The organism is Klebsiella sp. AqSCr (genome assembly GCF_008452795.1).
GTDB lineage: Bacteria > Pseudomonadota > Gammaproteobacteria > Enterobacterales > Enterobacteriaceae > Klebsiella > Klebsiella pneumoniae.
The window spans coordinates 3,699,838-3,716,439 of sequence record NZ_MJDM01000005.1 but is presented as its reverse complement, the minus strand read 5'-3'; the positions used below and the strand labels follow the sequence as shown (position 1 = coordinate 3,716,439).

General features: G+C 59.4%; 20 protein-coding genes. 12 read left to right on the top strand and 8 right to left on the bottom strand.

The window, feature by feature from the left end; genetic code table 11:
* Positions 1-36 precede the first annotated feature (36 nt).
* The gene (locus tag BHE81_RS22160; protein ID WP_004892876.1) at positions 37-537 is read left to right on the top strand and encodes a YbaK/prolyl-tRNA synthetase associated domain-containing protein; all 501 of its coding nucleotides are present in this window, start codon (positions 37-39) and stop codon (positions 535-537) included.
* Between the two features lie 116 nt (positions 538-653).
* On the top strand, positions 654-1,100 hold the full coding sequence (locus BHE81_RS22155; protein WP_002901080.1) for a DUF441 domain-containing protein: 447 nt from the start codon (positions 654-656) through the stop codon (positions 1,098-1,100).
* Here the strand turns inward: BHE81_RS22155 and BHE81_RS22150 are convergent.
* Positions 1,084-1,878: an AraC family transcriptional regulator gene (locus BHE81_RS22150; RefSeq protein ID WP_004140469.1), complete on the bottom strand. Its 795-nt coding sequence runs from the start codon at positions 1,876-1,878 to the stop codon at positions 1,084-1,086. The two genes, BHE81_RS22155 and BHE81_RS22150, sit on opposite strands and share 17 nt — an antisense overlap.
* A 107-nt stretch (positions 1,879-1,985) precedes the next feature.
* Between BHE81_RS22150 and BHE81_RS22145 the strand changes: the two genes are divergently transcribed.
* Complete coding sequence (locus BHE81_RS22145; RefSeq protein ID WP_020324105.1) at positions 1,986-3,161, top strand: CynX/NimT family MFS transporter; 1,176 nt, start codon at positions 1,986-1,988, stop codon at positions 3,159-3,161.
* A gap of 31 nt (positions 3,162-3,192) precedes the next feature.
* Here BHE81_RS22145 and BHE81_RS22140 read toward each other — a convergent pair whose 3' ends face one another.
* A complete protein-coding gene (locus BHE81_RS22140; protein WP_004140471.1) occupies positions 3,193-3,885 on the bottom strand; it encodes a CTP synthase in 693 nt (230 codons plus the stop codon).
* A 145-nt stretch (positions 3,886-4,030) separates the two neighbouring features.
* Between BHE81_RS22140 and BHE81_RS22135 the strand changes: the two genes are divergently transcribed.
* Together BHE81_RS22135 and BHE81_RS22130 are read left to right on the top strand one after the other, a co-directional pair.
* Positions 4,031-4,540: a DUF523 domain-containing protein gene (locus BHE81_RS22135; RefSeq protein ID WP_020802835.1), complete on the top strand. Its 510-nt coding sequence runs from the start codon at positions 4,031-4,033 to the stop codon at positions 4,538-4,540.
* Between the two features lie 4 nt (positions 4,541-4,544).
* Positions 4,545-4,883, top strand: a complete 339-nt coding sequence (locus tag BHE81_RS22130) for a DUF488 domain-containing protein (protein WP_014343000.1) — start codon at positions 4,545-4,547, stop codon at positions 4,881-4,883.
* Here BHE81_RS22130 and BHE81_RS22125 read toward each other — a convergent pair.
* Positions 4,873-5,112, bottom strand: coding sequence for a DUF333 domain-containing protein (locus BHE81_RS22125; RefSeq protein WP_004176548.1), 240 nt, complete (start codon positions 5,110-5,112; stop codon positions 4,873-4,875). The genes BHE81_RS22130 and BHE81_RS22125 overlap by 11 nt on opposite strands.
* Before the next feature lie 300 nt (positions 5,113-5,412).
* Here BHE81_RS22125 and BHE81_RS22120 point away from each other — a divergent pair, with 300 nt between their 5' ends.
* From BHE81_RS22120 to BHE81_RS22105, 4 genes are all read left to right on the top strand, one after another.
* Positions 5,413-6,426 carry a sensor domain-containing diguanylate cyclase gene (locus BHE81_RS22120; RefSeq protein WP_004176549.1) on the top strand — a complete coding sequence of 338 codons (1,014 nt, stop codon included), beginning with the start codon at positions 5,413-5,415 and terminating at the stop codon, positions 6,424-6,426.
* 57 nt (positions 6,427-6,483) lie between these two features.
* The gene (locus BHE81_RS22115) at positions 6,484-6,585 is read left to right on the top strand and encodes a YoaK family small membrane protein (RefSeq protein WP_004150782.1); all 102 of its coding nucleotides are present in this window, start codon (positions 6,484-6,486) and stop codon (positions 6,583-6,585) included.
* Entirely contained in the window at positions 6,585-6,659 is a 75-nt protein-coding gene (gene yoaJ / locus BHE81_RS29150; RefSeq protein WP_004892898.1) for a protein YoaJ, read from the top strand. The genes BHE81_RS22115 and yoaJ overlap by 1 nt, the downstream gene beginning before the upstream one ends.
* Before the next feature lie 117 nt (positions 6,660-6,776).
* Entirely contained in the window at positions 6,777-6,902 is a 126-nt protein-coding gene (locus BHE81_RS22105) for a hypothetical protein (RefSeq protein WP_004140488.1), read from the top strand.
* 59 nt (positions 6,903-6,961) lie between these two features.
* On the opposite strand, the gene BHE81_RS22100 is transcribed toward BHE81_RS22105, so the two are convergent.
* The 4 genes from BHE81_RS22100 to fraE form a co-directional block, all read right to left on the bottom strand.
* Positions 6,962-7,225 carry a DUF2534 family protein gene (locus tag BHE81_RS22100; protein WP_004140489.1) on the bottom strand — a complete coding sequence of 88 codons (264 nt, stop codon included), beginning with the start codon at positions 7,223-7,225 and terminating at the stop codon, positions 6,962-6,964.
* Positions 7,226-7,355: 130 nt separating this feature from the next.
* On the bottom strand, positions 7,356-7,994 hold the full coding sequence (leuE, locus tag BHE81_RS22095) for a leucine efflux protein LeuE (protein WP_004150783.1): 639 nt from the start codon (positions 7,992-7,994) through the stop codon (positions 7,356-7,358).
* Positions 7,995-8,083: 89 nt separating this feature from the next.
* A complete protein-coding gene (gene lpxP / locus BHE81_RS22090; protein WP_023302064.1) occupies positions 8,084-8,998 on the bottom strand; it encodes a kdo(2)-lipid IV(A) palmitoleoyltransferase in 915 nt (304 codons plus the stop codon).
* Positions 8,999-9,659: 661 nt separating this feature from the next.
* Complete coding sequence (gene fraE, locus BHE81_RS22085; protein WP_110246696.1) at positions 9,660-10,703, bottom strand: fructose-asparagine asparaginase; 1,044 nt, start codon at positions 10,701-10,703, stop codon at positions 9,660-9,662.
* Positions 10,704-11,005: 302 nt separating this feature from the next.
* Here fraE and BHE81_RS22080 point away from each other — a divergent pair, with 302 nt between their 5' ends.
* Both BHE81_RS22080 and BHE81_RS22075 read left to right on the top strand, forming a co-directional pair.
* Positions 11,006-12,214: an HD-GYP domain-containing protein gene (locus tag BHE81_RS22080; RefSeq protein ID WP_110246697.1), complete on the top strand. Its 1,209-nt coding sequence runs from the start codon at positions 11,006-11,008 to the stop codon at positions 12,212-12,214.
* A gap of 73 nt (positions 12,215-12,287) precedes the next feature.
* Positions 12,288-14,072 carry a sensor domain-containing diguanylate cyclase gene (locus BHE81_RS22075; RefSeq protein ID WP_023302065.1) on the top strand — a complete coding sequence of 595 codons (1,785 nt, stop codon included), beginning with the start codon at positions 12,288-12,290 and terminating at the stop codon, positions 14,070-14,072.
* 6 nt (positions 14,073-14,078) lie between these two features.
* Here BHE81_RS22075 and BHE81_RS22070 read toward each other — a convergent pair whose 3' ends face one another.
* The gene (locus BHE81_RS22070) at positions 14,079-14,969 is read right to left on the bottom strand and encodes a LysR substrate-binding domain-containing protein (RefSeq protein WP_021313530.1); all 891 of its coding nucleotides are present in this window, start codon (positions 14,967-14,969) and stop codon (positions 14,079-14,081) included.
* Between the two features lie 120 nt (positions 14,970-15,089).
* Here BHE81_RS22070 and BHE81_RS22065 point away from each other — a divergent pair, with 120 nt between their 5' ends.
* Entirely contained in the window at positions 15,090-16,598 is a 1,509-nt protein-coding gene (locus tag BHE81_RS22065) for a UbiD family decarboxylase (RefSeq protein ID WP_110246698.1), read from the top strand.
* Positions 16,599-16,602 lie beyond the last annotated feature (4 nt).

Sequence of the window (16,602 nt, the reverse complement as noted above, 5' to 3'; positions counted from 1 at the left end):
GCTAAGCTGGCTGCTTTATGATGTCAGGAGGACGCTATGCTTGAAGCAGTAGAAGGTAATATCCACCAGCGGCTGTGCGCGCTGCTCGACGAGCACCGGGCCCGCTACCGGGTGATGGCGCACGAGGCGGTCGGTCAGTGCGAAGCCGTCTCGGCAATCCGCGGCACCGCGCTTGGCCAGGGCGCGAAAGCGTTAGTCTGTAAAGTGAAAGGAAACGGCGTCAACCAGCATGTGCTGGCGATCCTCGCCGCCGATCGGCAGGCCGACCTCGCCAGCCTGGCCCGGCATATCGGCGGCAGCAAAGCCTCGCTGGCCAGCCCGGCGGAGGTGGATGCCCTCACCGCCTGCGTGTTCGGCGCCATTCCCCCCTTCAGTTTCCATCCGGCGCTGCGGCTGGTGGCGGACCCGCTGCTGTTTGAACGCTTTCCACAAATCGCCTTTAACGCCGGGCGCCTGGACCGGTCGATCATTCTCGACACCGAAGACTATTTACATATCGCCCGACCAGAGATCGCGACCTTTCGCCGTCTTAGCTAACCGGGCATCCGCCCAGATTTCCGCCGCATGGCGTAAAAATCCTGTTTATTCACGCCACGATGCGTAGAGTAAGCGGGATATTTTTGGCATTCTTATTTTGGCAAGGACCTCTGTACATGTTTGATACCACCCTGTTGATCCTGCTGGGTCTGGCGGCGCTCGGCTTTATCAGTCATAACACCACCGTGGCGATCTCCATCCTCGTGCTGATTATCGTGCGCGTCACGCCGCTGAACGCCTTCTTTCCCTGGGTTGAGAAACAGGGACTGACCGTCGGGATCATTATTCTGACCATCGGCGTGATGGCGCCTATCGCCAGCGGCACGCTGCCGCCCTCGACGCTGATCCACTCCTTTATGAACTGGAAATCGCTGCTGGCGATTGCGGTCGGGGTGTTTGTTTCGTGGCTCGGCGGGCGCGGCGTCTCCCTGATGGGCTCCCAGCCGCATCTGGTGGCCGGGCTGCTGGTCGGTACAGTACTCGGCGTCGCCCTGTTTCGCGGCGTCCCGGTCGGGCCGCTGATTGCCGCCGGGATCATCTCTTTGTTTATTGGGAAGTCGTAGCCAGGCTACCGTGATAGCGGCCCGGTGTCTGCCCGAGCCCTTTTTTAAACATGGTGATGAAGGCGGTGGTGGAATCGTAGCCCAGCGCCTGAGCCGTCTGCTGCACCGTCTGCCCGCGGATCAGCAGCTGCAGCGCGAGGATCAGCTGCAGCTGATGGCGCCAGCGGCGAAAGCTCAGCCCCGTTTCGCGCACTACCAGGCGGGCCAGATTCCGCTCGCTCATCGCAAACACCGCCGCCCACTGGCTCAGGGTCTGCCAGCGCGCCGGATCCTCAGCCATCATCGTCACCATTTGACGAATTTTCGGGTGGTTTGATACCGGCAGCTGCAGGTGCTCCTGCGGCTGGCGGGGCAGCTCATCAAACAGAACCTGCACCAGCCGGGCCGTGGCGGGGGCGGCCAGGGACTCTCCGCCGCGCTCCGCCAGAGTAAGGATCAGCTCTCGCACCAGCGGGGAAATCTTTAGCGTACAGCAGCGATCCGGCATCGGCGCGGCGCCCGGCTCGATGAACAGGAAGCATACCTGGGCGCCGGGGGTAGCGCGGTTACTGTGGGACAGCTGCCCCGGAACCCACACCGCATACTGCGGCGGCACCATCCACATTGCGTTCTCCACCTCGCAGGTCAAGGCGCCGTGCAGGGCAAGGATCAGCTGCCCCTTACGGTGGGAATGCGCCGGAATATACTGCTCCGCCTCCACCACCCGGATACGAAAGGCAATGGCCGATTCGTGGCCACTGTCCGGTTCATAGCCATCCAGCCCCAGTCCAATCATCATCTTGTCCGATATTAGCGATAATCTGTCATTTTAGCTTGATTTAAACGAGGGACAAAGCCGCTATCGTAACCCCCCTCGTTAGTTACCTTGAGAATGATATGTCTTCTGTGATCTCCTCTACCGGCCGCCGCCCCGCGCTGCTGATTGCCGGTATCCTGCTCATCGCCACCACCCTGCGCGTGGTCTTTACCGGCGCGGCGCCGCTGCTGGACGCGATTCGTAGCGACTATGGCCTGACCACCGCGCAGACCGGGCTGCTCACTACCCTGCCGCTGCTGGCCTTTGGCCTTGTCTCGCCGCTGGCGGCAGGGGTTGCCCGCCGGTTCGGCATGGAACGCAGCCTGCTGCTGGCGATGCTGCTGATCTGCGCCGGCATTGCCCTGCGCTCCCTGCCCTCCGCTGCGCTGCTGTTTATCGGCACGGCGGTGATCGGCTGCGGCATTGCGCTGGGTAACGTGCTGCTGCCCGGGCTGATTAAACGGGATTTCTCGCAGCATGTCGCGCGGATGACTGGCGCCTATTCCCTGACGATGGGCGGCGCGGCGGCGCTTGGTTCGGCGCTGGTGGTCCCCGTGGCGATGGCCGGATTCGGCTGGCGCGGGGCGCTGCTGCTGCTGATGGTCTTCCCGCTACTGGCGCTCCTCAGCTGGCTGCCGCAGTCCCGGCGCCGGGCGGAGACGCCATTGACCGGCTCAGGCGCTATGCATAACCGGGGGATCTGGCGGTCGGCGCTGGCCTGGCAGGTGACGCTGTTCCTCGGCATCAACTCGCTGGTCTATTACGTGATTATCGGCTGGCTGCCGTCGATTCTGCAGAGTATGGGCTATAGCGAAGCGCAGGCCGGCTCGCTGCATGGCCTGCTGCAGCTGGCGACCGCCGCGCCCGGCCTGGCGATACCGCTGATCCTGCATCGGCTGCGCGACCAGCGCGGGATCGCGGTGCTGGTCGCCCTGATGTGCGCCATCAGCGCCGCCGGGCTGTGGCTGTTGCCTGAGCTGGCGATCGGCTGGACGCTGCTGTTCGGCTTTGGCTCCGGAGCCACCATGATCCTCGGCCTGACGTTTATCGGCCTGCGCGCCAGCTCGGCGCATCAGGCCGCGGCGCTGTCAGGGATGGCGCAGAGCGTCGGCTATCTGCTGGCCGCCTGCGGGCCGCCGCTGATGGGCAGGATCCATGATGCCAATGGCGACTGGCATATTCCGCTGCTGGCGGTGGCGCTGATTTCGCTGGTGATGGCGGTCTGCGGCGCGCTCGCCGGACGTGACCGGGAAATTCACCCCTGAAGATGACCGGCAGCGCCCGCTGCCGGTGGAATTATTGTGCCGCGGCGCGGAGAAACGCCTGCACCAGCGGCGCGGGACGCCCGTCCAGCGCGTGACGCTCATGCTGGAACAAGGTGGCGACAAAAAACGGGTGCGTCACCAGCTCGACGGCGCGGATCTCACCCTCTTCATCCCAGCCGGTGACGCGCAGATCGCCCTGCTCCAGCTCCGCCGCAAACGCGCTGCTCACGCCGTACCGGCAGTGGTAGCCCTCTTCAATGCTCTCCCGGCCATAGGCGCGGGCAATCAGCGTATTCGCCCGCAGCTCGACGACGGCAGAGGTCTCCACCAGCGAGCAGCTGAGGGGAGCGATCACCATCCGCCCTTCGCTGTCGGTTTCCGCATGTCCGGCGTCCTGCCAGCCGAGCACGTTGCGGGCGTATTCAATCACCGCGTGCTGAAAGCCGCCGCAGGTGCCGAGGAAAGGAATGCTGTTTTCCCGGGCATAGCGGATCGCGGTAAACGCGCCTTCCGGGTGACGATACGGGCTGCCGGGAACGACCCAGATGGCATCGTACTCCGCCAGCGCCTCGCCGGAGGCGATCGACGGGGTGGCGAGCCAGTCATATTTCACCGGCTGCTCCAGCACGGCGGCGGCATCGTCTATCGCCAGGGGAATGGCCTGATGGGCAACAATATCGGGGTGATAATCGCCGACAAGGGCGAGGCGTAAAGGGGTTTTCATAGCAGGTTCCTTATGTCTGGACGAGACGGACAGCACAAGGCACGTCAGAATAGCGATCCCGCCTGTGGAACACAATCCTTATTTTCACCCCACCGCCGTGGCCGACGGGTGAGGTATACTGGAAAAAGCGCGTAAGGGAGAGAGAATGAAAAATAAGCTTTTGGTCAGCGCCTGCCTGATGGGATTCCAGGTGCGGTATAACGGTAGCGAGAAGGCACAGCTGGCGGCGACGCTGTCCCGCTGGCAGCAGGCGGGGCGGCTGGTGATCCACTGCCCGGAGCTGGCGGCCGGTCTGCCTACGCCCCGACTGCCGGCGGAGATCCTCGGCGGCACCGGCGGCGATGTGCTTGCCGGACGGGCGCGGATCGTGGAAAGCGACGGCCGCGACGTCACCGGACATTATCAGCTGGCCGCCTGGCTGGCGCTCAGCGCCGCCCGGGAAGCGGGCTGTCAGGCAGCGTTACTCACCGACGGCAGCCCTACCTGCGGCAGCAAGTTTGTCTATGACGGTTCCTTTCGCGGACGGCGTAAAGCGGGCGCAGGGGTCGCGGCCGAGCTGCTGCGCGCCCACGGCATCACGGTATTTTCCGACGGGCAAATCCCGCAGTTGCTCGCCTGGATGGCACAGAAGGAGCAGGATGATGATTCAGTGTAAACGGGTGTATGACCCGCAGGAAAGCAGCGACGGCTATCGGGTGCTGGTCGACCGTCTCTGGCCGCGGGGGATTAAAAAAGAGGCGCTGGCCTGTGATGAGTGGTGTAAGGAGTTAACGCCTTCCGCTGAGCTGCGCAAAGCCTTTCACGGCGAGGCGATCGATTTCGCCCACTTCAGCCAGCGCTATCGTCAGGAGCTCGACGCCCATCGCGAAACGGGCCTGCGGCTGGCGGCGCTGGCGCAACGCCAGCCGCTGACGCTGCTGTACGCTGCGAAGAACACCGAGCAGAATCATGCCCGGGTGTTGGCCGCCTGGCTGGCGGCCCTGCCGGTTACGATTTAGCCGGATGATCCCGGCGCCACAGCGCCCACTCGTCGAGGGTTTCGCCGCTGGGTAGTTTGCACTGGGTGCTGACGCCCTGCGGCGTTTGCACCGGCACCCGGGTGCCGCCGGATTGCTGACAGTATACCGCCGCGGGGTTGGGCATGCCGATGGTTTTCGTCGGCGCAGTGGGCTGCGGCTGGGCACAGCCGGCTAATACCAGTGGCAGAATAGCCAGTAACTTTTTCATTGTTCCTCCCTTTCCTGAATGCCCGGGGATTTTAGCCTGAATCTCCACGTTTTCTCCATCTTGCCTGCACTTTTCCCCCGTAGAGTAGCCCTGTTCTCGAACTGACCAGAGAACAGATCATTCCATAATCAATGAGTTTTTCCCCGTCGCCCCCGACGGGGCTTTTTTTCCCACCGCGTGGACAAGTATTCCCCAGACAGATGTGATAAATTTAAAAATATCACTGTTTATTTGACGCTGATGTCCGTTTGCAGCCCAATATGCTGGGGTGACGTTTGGCGTGCTGGAGCTGTATTATTCATGTCAGATTTTATTCTTGCCCGGGTGTCGCAAACCCTCGCTGCGGAACAGTCCCTGGAAACCCTGGTGCGCCAGCTGCTGGAGATGCTGGAGGCGGTGACGCGAATGGAGTCCACCTACCTCACCCGCATTGATACCAACGCCCAGCGGCAGCAGATCATGTTCGCCCACAACAGCAGCGAAATGCAGATCCCGGAAGGATTTTCCGTCCCCTGGGATGAATCCCTGTGCAAACGCGCCCTTGAGGATCAGTGTACGTTTAGCAATGACGTTGCCAACCGCTGGCACTCCTGCATCGCCGCCCAGGAGCTGGGAATCGCTACTTTTTTAAGCATTCCCGTCCGCCTGGCCGACGGCTCTCTGTTCGGCACCCTCTGCGCCACCAGCCGGCAACAACAGCCTTATAACCTCGAAGGCGAACAGGTCATGGGCCTGTTTGCGAAGCTCATTTCCCACTACGTGGAAAAAGACACCCTGGTGCAACAGCTGCAGGCGGCAAACGTCGCGCTGGAGCTGCACTCGTCTACCGATGAGCTCACCCAGCTTCCCAATCGCCGCGCGCTGTTTAAGCAGCTGGCGTTACGCTTTGCCTCCGCCCGCGCCCAGCAGCAGCAGGTCTCGCTTATTTTTATCGATCTCGATGGTTTCAAAGCCATTAACGATCGGTTCGGCCATCCGTGCGGCGACAGCTTTCTGGTGCAGGTCGGCAAACGACTCACCGCTGTCGCGCGCCGGGAAGATATCGTTGGCCGTCTTGGCGGCGATGAGTTTTTGATCGTCGGTAGCGCCCAGCAGCCTGCCGCACAGCAGGCGTATGTCACGTCTCTGCGTCAGGCTCTGTGCGGCGTCTACTTCCTCGGCGAACAGCGTATCGACTATGAGGGCGCTAGCTTCGGGGTGGTCACCTGCGATCCGCAGAGTATCGATGTTGAAGCGGCCTTACGCGCTGCCGATGAGGCGATGTACCAGGATAAGAAGTCCCGCCGCCAGGAGAATTTCATTCATATTGACTAAAGTACCGCGATATCCAGTATCATGCAGGGCATCATTCGTGGGCACAGGGACACAATCATGAAATTGGGTATTCTTTTCCCGGTGGCGATCTTTATCATCGCCGTCGTCTTTCTCGGCTGGTTTTTTGTCGGCGGCTATGCGGCGCCGGGTGGGGCATAATGAAAAAAAGCACCATTATCATGCTGGTTGTCGCCATCGTGGCGGTGGCCGGCAGCCAGTTCGGCTGGTGGTGATCGCCGCGGCGATATTGCGGATTTATCCTATCCCATCAATAAGTTAACCCTTTACACTCACGTTATCCGCCGCGGCATTCTCGGCCCCGGGGAATAAGAATAGCGGGAGAAGTAAGGATGAAAAAACCGATCGTGTTACCGTTGATTATTGCGCTGTGCACGCTGTTATCGGGATGCATTATTGACGATGGATATCATCCCCATCGCCACCACCACCATCATCACTATCATGACGACGACTAATGCTTCACGCTGTTGATAAGCCGATAAGACCGGGCGAACCGCGGTTCGCCCGTTGACGCTTAATCCTGACGATCGGCGCCGAGGAAAATAAAGCCGAGGGGGATAGCGAAGAGCGCGGTAAAGACAATGCTGTAAACCGTCACCATCGCCCCCTGCAGGAAGAACATGGACGTCGTCCACTCTGAGTACGGCATATTGTACTCGCTCACCACGCCCCCGAAGGTCGCCCGCCCCACTACCGCCAGCGCGATAGCAAACACCACCGCGAGCGACAGACAGTATTTTTTGCAGTTTTTATTGCTGAGGAGTTTTTGCAGAATCATCGGGGCTTCCTTTTTGCTGAGCGATAAACGGCTGTATATGTAACACCAATGCAATAAAAAATGAAGGGTTTTTGTTACAGGGCAGAATAAGAGACGGCGGGCCGGTCAGCGGGTAACCGGCCCGTGGGGATCAGGACTGCAGGGTAGCCAGGCGCGCGGCGAACCCGACGAAAACCAGACCAATCAGGCTGTTGCCAAGTTTAGCCAGCTTCTTGCGGGTTTTGACGTAGCGGGTGACAAACGAGCCGGAGAGGATCAAAAAGCTCATATAGCAGAAGCTAATCACCTCGAGGGTCAGCGCCAGGATAAAGAACGCCACGCCGGGGGTTTTGGCGTTGACATCGATAAACTGCACGAAAAACGACACATAGAACAGAATCGCTTTCGGATTGGTCAGGCTCAGGGTCAGGGAGCGCTTGAGGATCGCGCTCGCCGGCTCCGCGCTGGCGTCGGACTGGCCGTCGCGCTGGGTCAGCACCGCATAGAGCATTTTGCCCCCGAGCCACAGCAGGTAAATTGCCCCGAGGTAGCGCACGACGTTAAACAACACCGGCGTGGTTTTAATCAGCGTCGCCACCCCGGCGAAGGCCAGAAACATCAGCACTGCGTCGCCAATAAAGACGCCCGCCGCCGCCAGATAGCCTTTCTTCACCCCGTGGGCAATGCCCGTTTTCAGCACGAAAAACGTATTAGGGCCAGGAACGAGGATGATAAACACCGCCCCGACCAGATAGGTTAAATAATTCAGAACACCAAACTCAGCGAACACTCTGCACTCCTTCGCGCACGACTAAAACATGATCCGGCTCACGTTACCCCAACTGTCGGGATTTTGAAAGCGCAGCCTGTGCGGGAAGGTTAATAGACGGAAGGTTCGCCCAGCGGGCGGGTTTTAAAACGACGGTGTACCCACAGATACTGCTCGGGAGCGCGCAGGATCTCGCGCTCAATAACCTTGTTGATATAGCCGGCGGCGATCTGCTTATCCTCACCCGGATAGTCATTCATCACCTCGCTGATATGCAGGCTATAGCCCCGGCGATCCAGCTTACGTACCATGCTGATGCTCAACATTTTCGCGCCCGATAAGCGGGACAGGACATAGGTGCCGTTGGTGGTCGCCGCCTGCGGGACGGAGAAAAAAGGTGCAAAGACGCTGCCCTTGGGACCGTAATCCTGATCGGGCGCGAACCACACCGCTTCACCGGATTTTAAGGCATGCACCAGACCGGTCAGGTTGTTGCGATCGATCATCGCTTTGTTCGAACGCAGGCGACCGCGGGTTTGCACCCACTCCATCAGCGGGCTGTTGTGCGGCCGGTAGGTGGCCATCATTGGCCGACACAGCCCCATCGCGCGGCCGCCCAGCTCCAGCGACATAAAGTGCACGCCGACGACCATTACCCCTTTCCCACCGCTAAGCGCGTGATTAAGGTTGGCGAACCCCTCGACATCAAACCATTTTTTGACCCGCTCGTCGCTCCAGAACCAGGCCATGCCGGTTTCGATAAGCCCCATTCCCAGCGACATAAAGTTTTGATCGATCAGCGTCTCGCGCGCCGCTGGCGACATGTCCGGGAAGCAGAGTTCGATATTACGCCGGGCGATATGTTCGCGGCGTTTAAGAAAGCGACGGGAAAGGCGACCAGCGCTGGTGCCGATAAAATGCAGCAGCGGATAAGGCAGTTGCACGATTAACCAGAGGATGCCGAGCCCGAACCAGGTCAGCCAGTTACACGGGTGTAAAAGTTGTTTATTAAATACGCAGGCCATGATTTTTCCTGTAAACATTAATTATGTGGTAACGCTTAAGGAAAACAGAATCCATTTATCATCATTAGGCGGTACGTACAGCAAGTTCGACAATACTAATCCGCTGAAATTCCCTCCGGCAAGTAAAAAACAGCAAGCTGACAAAAAAACATAATTGCGGCACATATGTTACTAAATGTAAACTTAAATCTTGAGCCACGCTTAATATATTCATCATGCATATCATTTTCACGCTAATCATCAGCTTTACTAACGACAACAACCGAAAGCTGCCGCAGTGTGGCCCTGGCCGCCGGTGGCAGGCGTCCGCTGAGCCGCGCGATCGGCGGCCTGACCGCGTTGGGATGCATCGTAGTCTGTCAAAGCGAGTATTAAACGCGTCCCACTGCGAAATGCATCTTTTTTAATCCGTCAGCATAAGAAAGATTAAAACGACTTTAAGACAACAATTAAGAATAGACTTATTTAAACCTGCTTTTAAAATAAGCGCGGTGCATTGAAATACTGTGCCCGCCGGACAATAAAAAATATTTCTTTACGCCTCGTGGGAAACACAGGTGGAGTGAATGATGGGCAATCATCCGCCATCGATTTGCATGGAAGCCAGGTCATTGAGAAGAAAGCACGGCGAGGGTGTGAAAAACGCCCTCGCCGCAGAGGATCAGTAGGTATGGAAATATTGCTGAATCAGCTGCGGATCTTTAGTCTGCGTCAGCGCGGTCATCAGCAGTATACGCGCTTTTGCCGGGTTGAGGGAGTCGGCCACCAGCCCGGGCTGGCTGTCATCCGGCGGTACGACGCCGCTGCCGGTACGGGAGGCTCGCACCACCACGATGCCCGCCTGCTGCGCTTTTTTGATACCGGCGGCGCTACGTACCGACACCGACCCCGCCCCGGTTCCGGCGTAGATAATACCGTCGGCATGATGGGCGATCGCCGCATCGTACATATACTCCGGATCGTCCTGGTAACCATAAATAATCACCACCTTCGGCAGAACCTTCAGCTGACGCACATCGAACACCGAGCGCAGCGTGTGAATTTTATCCACCCGCGTCTCGAACTGGGGTTTTCCGCCCACCACGACACCAAGATAGCCCTCCTCGGGCGCCCGGAAGGTATCCAGCGAAGTGGCATTAGTTTTGGTGACAAAGCGCGCCGCGCCGATGCGGTCGTTAAGCACCACCATTACCCCGCGTCCCCGGGCATCAGGATCGGCGGCGACCGTGACCGCTTCCAGCAGGTTCATCGGCCCGTCGGCGCTGATCGCCGTCGCCGGGCGCATCGCCGCGGTAAAGACCACCGGCTTGTTGCTTTTCACCATCAGATTGAGGAAATACGGGGTTTCATCCAGCGTGTCCGTGCCATGGGTGATCACCACGCCATCGACATCGTCCCGAGCCAATAGCGCATTCACCCGCTTCGAGAGCTGGAGAATAATATCGCTGGTCATATTCTCACTGCCAATATTGGCCACCTGCTCGCCCTCGACGTGAGCGATTTTACTCATTTCCGGCACGGCGTTAATCAGCGTCTGCACCCCAATCGCCCCGGCTTTATAGCCGGTTGTTTGGGTATTGCTGGCCGCCGAACCAGCAATCGTTCCGCCGGTGGCTAAAATAACAATATGCGGAAGACGCGTCTCGCTAAACGCCAGGCTGCTCATCGTCAATAACGCAATGGCAAGTAATGCTCTAAAATTCATACAGGTCACTCCCTTCATAGACATTAATCAAACTTACGCTTGCTTAATGCAAAGGGCTTGCCAGAATTCATTTCTTTTCTGGGGGGGAAATGGTTAACTATCAGACAATAATAAGGTTCTTAGGACGATATCGCCCAACTCTGGTGCACCACTGGATCTGAAACGGGCAGAGCTATGAACCAAAACATTCTGAGGATTTACCTGTTCAGCAACACACAACACGCATTGCGATCAGATTATCGACACTTCCGTCACCGGCGAGAGCATTTTTGCCCGCCAGGTCACGCGAACGGAGAACAGAGATGCGTATTGTCCTGAAGTCGGCCCTGATGCTGACCACCAGAGTCATCCAGATCATTAACCCTGAACTGCACCGGCATATGCAACGAACGGCCTTAATCGCCCTGACGCTGGCGCAAAGGCTGGAACTGCCTGACGAACGGCAGCAGACCATTTTTTGCGCCGCGCTGCTGCACGATATCGGCGTGCTGGGGGATAAACGCACCATTCATTCGCTGGATGCTATCGATAATATCCACGACCCGCATCAGCGCCAGGGTGTGGCGATGCTGGAGGGATTAGCGACCTTCCAGCCCATCGTTCCCTTTATTCGCGATCACCATTTTAGCCCGAACCACCGGGGCTCCCGCGAACAGCACATTGTCTATTTCGCTGATGCCTTTGAACGGCTGCTGCCGGCCGATAGCCACGTTGCCGCCTGGCCCACGCGGGCGGTGGTGGAACAGTTCGTCGCTTTGCATCGGGAGATCGATCCGCCGCTCTGCGATATCCTGTGCGAGGTCGCTGAAAATGCGAACTTCTGGCAGCACCTTCACCCCGGCCATATTCAGCGGCTGCTGGAGATTATTGGCCCCATCAACACGCGCTATCTGGATATTCACGGTCTGAAGGATGTCTGCCTGCTGATTGCCAAAATCGTCGACACCTACAGCAGCTTTACCGCCACCCATAGCATCATGGTGGGGGAAATCGCCCGCCAGCTTGCCCGCTGGATGCAGCTGCCGGAGCCCACCTGTCAGCAAATACAGATAGCCGGCTATCTACACGATATTGGCAAGGTCTATATCCCACTCTCCATTCTCGAAAAAGAGGGCGAGCTGGATGATGAGGAGCTGAGTCAGGTGCGGGAGCACAGCTACATGACCGGCGAACTTCTCAGCGACTATAGCGAGCTCGGCGACATCATTAACTGGGCCTCGAATCATCATGAAAAAATGGACGGCAGCGGCTACCCTCTGCATCTCGAAAAGGAGCACCTGACCCTCGCCGACCGGATTATCTCCATCGCCGATATTTTCACCGCGCTGACCGAAGATCGCCCTTATCGTAAAGGGATGGCCTGGCAGGAAGCCTTACAGATTATGGAAGCGGATGTTATAAATGGCGCTCTGGATAGCGATGTCTTCCTCGTTTTGCGCCACCATGCGGAAACGCTACACGCCATCATTCTTCAGACCCTTGCCCCTCTGCATAGCGAGCGCCGCCTCTGAAGCGGGCCGCCGTCGTGGCGGGGGCGGAGTTCTATAATCAAAACAGCTTCATCTGCATGCAAGGAAATTCACGGTGAGAATCGCCACCATCACTAACTGGGCTTACGGGATCACCGTTGGCCTGACGCTGGCTTCCGGGAGCGCTATGCTCATGGCCTCCAGCGCCGACCGCGTCGAACGCCAGGCGGTACAGCAGCGCCAGGTCTTTGATACGCTCTCCGACGAGGTGGAAAACGACGCCTGGGCGCTGTCTGACCTCGCCCGGCTGTACGTGATAAAGCCTTCACCGGAGACGCTTACGCAATATCAGCAGCTGCAGCAGACCGACAAGAGCATAGAGCAGCGGCTGGGCGGCCTGAAAGATAACGGCGCCAGCCGCGAGGAGCTGGCGCTGCTCCAGGATGGCCTGCGGATCGCCGATGAGCTACAGGATGAACAGCAGGCGGCCCTGGCGCATGTCGCTCGCGGCGATGCGCCAGCGGCCATCGCGGTGCTGTACGGCACCGCGTACGAGACCGAACTGGAGCGCATGCAGACGCAGATCGATCGCTTCCGCCAGATGCTTGAGCATCGCGCCGCCGTCGCTATCGACCAGGCCACCGAGCGCTCGCGGATCTGGCGTACGCTGTCGGAAATCATGGTCGGCCTGACCGCCCTGATGTTTTTGTTCGTCCTCGGCTTCATTCTCAAACGCCGGGTGCTCTACCCGGTGGTTCGCCTGAGCGACGTGGTCCAGCGTCTCGCCTCCCAGGATTATGCGGTAGAGACGCCGCACTTTACCCAGGTGGATGAGATTGGTGACATGGCTCAGGCGATCCGCATTTTTCGCGAGAACGGCCTGGCCCGTCAGCGGCTGGAGCAGCAGCGCGACGCCGACTGGGCGATCCGCGAGCTGCTGGCGCGTATGACTCAGCGGCTGCAGGGCTGTGAAACCATTGAGGATGTGATTAAGGTGGCGGAGCGGTTTGCGCCGAATATCGCCCCGACGATCCCCGGTAAACTGTATGTTCTGGATACCGACCCCTGGCAGATGCGCTGCGTAGCGCAGTGGCTGTCGCCCGCCGGTGAGACGACCCCCTTTTCTCCCGACGACTGCTGGGCGATACGGCGGGGACTCAGCCATCCGCCGGTGCAGGGCGAGCCCGATATCACCTGCTATCATCTGCCGGAGACGCACGTCGGCCAGTCGCTCTGCGTACCGCTCATCGCCCAGGGCGAAGCCATTGGCCTGCTGACTTTCCAGAACGTCACCGCCAGTGACGCTCCTTCCCGGGCCTATCTCGAGCTGATGGCGGAAGCGTTGGGCCTGGCGCTGGCCAATCAGCGTTTGCGCAGCGCCCTGCTGGAAAAAGCGCTGTTCGATTCCCTGACCGGCCTGCGTAACCGCCATCATCTTGACGAAGCGCTGCATTCGCAGATGGCGCTGGCGGTCCATACCCATACTCCGCTGAGCTGTCTGATGATCGACATCGATCATTTTAAAACCATCAATGATCGCTATGGCCATGAGGCTGGGGATCTGGTGATTAAGAGCGTTGCGACCATTGTGCAGCGCGCGGTGCGCGATATCGGCATGGCTTTCCGCTACGGGGGCGAGGAGTTTTTAGTGCTGCTCCCCGGGATTGACGAAGCCGGGGCGCACCAGTGCGCCAGCGAGATCTACACCCAGGTGCGCAATATGACGCTGCGCGATGGTCTGACCGAGATAGGCCAGGTGGATGTGTCGATTGGCATCGCCAGCTACCCGCAGCACACCCAAAGCGATAGTCTGCTGCGCGCGGCGGATGCCGCGCTGTACCGGGCGAAAGAGCTGGGCCGCTCAAGGATTGTCAGCTTTGGCCGCCTGAAGACCAGCTAACCGGGACTATCGCTCAGCGGTATTAAGCAGCGAGATAACTTTCCTTACCACCGCCGAACGAATATGGCGGTGGTAAACCATGCTCAGCTCACTCTCCGCCAGCCGATCCTGGAGATCGATATACACCACGTTATCAAGGCGTAAGGCCCGCGCCGAGAGCGGAACCAACGCCACTCCCACCCCGGCGGAGACCAGGCTAATCATCGAGGTAACGTCGTTAATCCGCTGCGCCACCTGCGGCGTAAAGCCCGCGACGCGACAGGCATCCATAAAAACCTGCTCCAGTCCGGTGCCCTGCGGATCGTCAAGCGAGATCCAGTTGTCAGTGCGCAATGAGGCCAGATTAAGCGCGCCCACGCCGGCCAGCGGATGCTGTTGATAGAGCGCCAGGCAGAGCTTTTCACGTACAAACGGCCTGACCACCAGCGCGTCCGGCGGCGAGGCCAGCGGCGCGCGAATGATGGCGATATCCAGACGCAGATCCAACAGCGCTTCGTAGAGCATTTGCACATCCCCCTGCACCAGCGACAGCTCAATCCCCGGCCAGTCGGCGCGCAGCCGGCGCAGGAGCCCCGGCAGTTTACTGTCGTACATCGCGCTGGAGACATACCCCAAATGCAGCCTCCCCTGCTCGCCCCGCGCGATGCGCTGGGCGTCCAGCACCGCCTGATCGGCCATTTCCAGCGCCAGCCGCGTCTTGTGTAAAAAGGCCTCGCCCGCGGCGGTCAGAGTCAGACGGCGGTTAGCGCGGGAAAAGAGCACCACGCCCAGGCGCTGCTCAAGCTGCTTAATCTGCTGACTGAGGGCGGGCTGGGCGATATGTAACCGCTCCGCCGCCCGGTGCATATGCAACTCTTCGGCAACGACCACAAAATGGCGTAACGCTCGCAAGGACATGGTAGGACTCCTCCCTACAAATTGATAAGAAAAAGCTTATCAATAAAGCATAAATGATGCAATTGATAACCATTAGCCTGCGAAGCATACTGTGCGCATCGATACGCTAAGGAGAACATCATGACCGCACCGATTCAGGATCTGCGCGACGCCATCGCGCTGCTGCAACAGCATGACAATCAGTATCTCGAAACCGATCATCCGGTTGACCCTAACGCCGAGCTGGCCGGTGTTTATCGCCATATCGGCGCGGGCGGCACCGTGAAGCGCCCCACCCGCATCGGGCCGGCGATGATGTTTAACAATATTAAGGGTTATCCACACTCGCGCATTCTGGTGGGTATGCACGCCAGCCGCCAGCGGGCCGCGCTGCTGCTGGGCTGTGAAGCCTCGCAGCTGGCCCTTGAAGTGGGTAAGGCGGTGAAAAAACCGGTCGCGCCGGTGGTCGTCCCGGCCAGCAGCGCCCCCTGCCAGGAACAGATCTTTCTGGCCGACGATCCGGATTTTGATTTGCGCACCCTGCTTCCGGCGCCCACCAACACCCCTATTGACGCCGGCCCCTTCTTCTGCCTGGGCCTGGCGCTGGCCAGCGATCCCGACGACGCCTCGCTGACCGACGTCACCATCCACCGCTTGTGCGTTCAGGGCCGGGATGAGCTGTCGATGTTTCTTGCCGCCGGCCGCCATATCGAAGTGTTTCGCCAGAAGGCCGAGGCCGCCGGCAAACCGCTGCCGATAACCATCAATATGGGTCTCGATCCGGCCATCTATATTGGCGCCTGCTTCGAAGCCCCTACCACGCCGTTCGGCTATAACGAGCTGGGCGTCGCCGGCGCGCTGCGTCAACGTCCGGTGGAGCTGGTTCAGGGCGTCAGCGTCCCGGAGAAAGCCATCGCCCGCGCCGAGATCGTTATCGAAGGTGAGCTGTTGCCCGGCGTGCGCGTCAGAGAGGATCAGCACACCAATAGCGGCCACGCGATGCCGGAATTTCCTGGCTACTGCGGCGGCGCTAATCCGTCGCTGCCGGTAATCAAAGTCAAAGCAGTGACCATGCGAAACAATGCGATTCTGCAAACCCTGGTGGGACCGGGGGAAGAGCATACCACCCTCGCCGGCCTGCCAACGGAAGCCAGTATCTGGAATGCCGTCGAGGCCGCCATTCCGGGCTTTTTACAAAATGTCTACGCCCACACCGCGGGTGGCGGTAAGTTCCTCGGGATCCTGCAGGTGAAAAAACGTCAACCCGCCGATGAAGGCCGGCAGGGGCAGGCCGCGCTGCTGGCGCTGGCGACCTATTCCGAGCTAAAAAATATTATTCTGGTTGATGAAGATGTCGACATCTTTGACAGCGACGATATCCTGTGGGCGATGACCACCCGCATGCAGGGGGACGTCAACATTACGACAATCCCCGGCATTCGCGTTCACCAGCTGGATCCGTCCCAGACGCCGGAATACAGCCCGTCGATCCGTGGAAATGGCATCAGCTGCAAGACCATTTTTGACTGCACGGTCCCCTGGGCGCTGAAATCGCACTTTGAGCGCGCGCCGTTTGCCGACGTCGATCCGCGCCCGTTTGCACCGGAGTATTTCGCCCGGCTGGAAAAAAACCAGGGTAGCGCAAAATAAGCAA

Excerpts from the sequence above, each read along its gene's own strand:
- BHE81_RS22160 (WP_004892876.1), top strand. The coding sequence starts at position 37 with ATGCTTGAAGCAGTAGAAGGTAATATCCACCAGCGGCTGTGCGCGCTG.
- BHE81_RS22155 (WP_002901080.1), top strand. The coding sequence starts at position 654 with ATGTTTGATACCACCCTGTTGATCCTGCTGGGTCTGGCGGCGCTCGGC.
- BHE81_RS22150 (WP_004140469.1), bottom strand. The coding sequence starts at position 1,878 with ATGATGATTGGACTGGGGCTGGATGGCTATGAACCGGACAGTGGCCAC.
- BHE81_RS22140 (WP_004140471.1), bottom strand. The coding sequence starts at position 3,885 with ATGAAAACCCCTTTACGCCTCGCCCTTGTCGGCGATTATCACCCCGAT.
- BHE81_RS22135 (WP_020802835.1), top strand. The coding sequence starts at position 4,031 with ATGAAAAATAAGCTTTTGGTCAGCGCCTGCCTGATGGGATTCCAGGTG.
- BHE81_RS22125 (WP_004176548.1), bottom strand. The coding sequence starts at position 5,112 with ATGAAAAAGTTACTGGCTATTCTGCCACTGGTATTAGCCGGCTGTGCC.
- BHE81_RS22120 (WP_004176549.1), top strand. The coding sequence starts at position 5,413 with ATGTCAGATTTTATTCTTGCCCGGGTGTCGCAAACCCTCGCTGCGGAA.
- BHE81_RS22115 (WP_004150782.1), top strand. The coding sequence starts at position 6,484 with ATGAAATTGGGTATTCTTTTCCCGGTGGCGATCTTTATCATCGCCGTC.
- BHE81_RS22105 (WP_004140488.1), top strand. The coding sequence starts at position 6,777 with ATGAAAAAACCGATCGTGTTACCGTTGATTATTGCGCTGTGCACGCTG.
- BHE81_RS22100 (WP_004140489.1), bottom strand. The coding sequence starts at position 7,225 with ATGATTCTGCAAAAACTCCTCAGCAATAAAAACTGCAAAAAATACTGT.
- lpxP (WP_023302064.1), bottom strand. The coding sequence starts at position 8,998 with ATGGCCTGCGTATTTAATAAACAACTTTTACACCCGTGTAACTGGCTG.
- fraE (WP_110246696.1), bottom strand. The coding sequence starts at position 10,703 with ATGAATTTTAGAGCATTACTTGCCATTGCGTTATTGACGATGAGCAGC.
- BHE81_RS22080 (WP_110246697.1), top strand. The coding sequence starts at position 11,006 with ATGCGTATTGTCCTGAAGTCGGCCCTGATGCTGACCACCAGAGTCATC.
- BHE81_RS22070 (WP_021313530.1), bottom strand. The coding sequence starts at position 14,969 with ATGTCCTTGCGAGCGTTACGCCATTTTGTGGTCGTTGCCGAAGAGTTG.
- BHE81_RS22065 (WP_110246698.1), top strand. The coding sequence starts at position 15,090 with ATGACCGCACCGATTCAGGATCTGCGCGACGCCATCGCGCTGCTGCAA.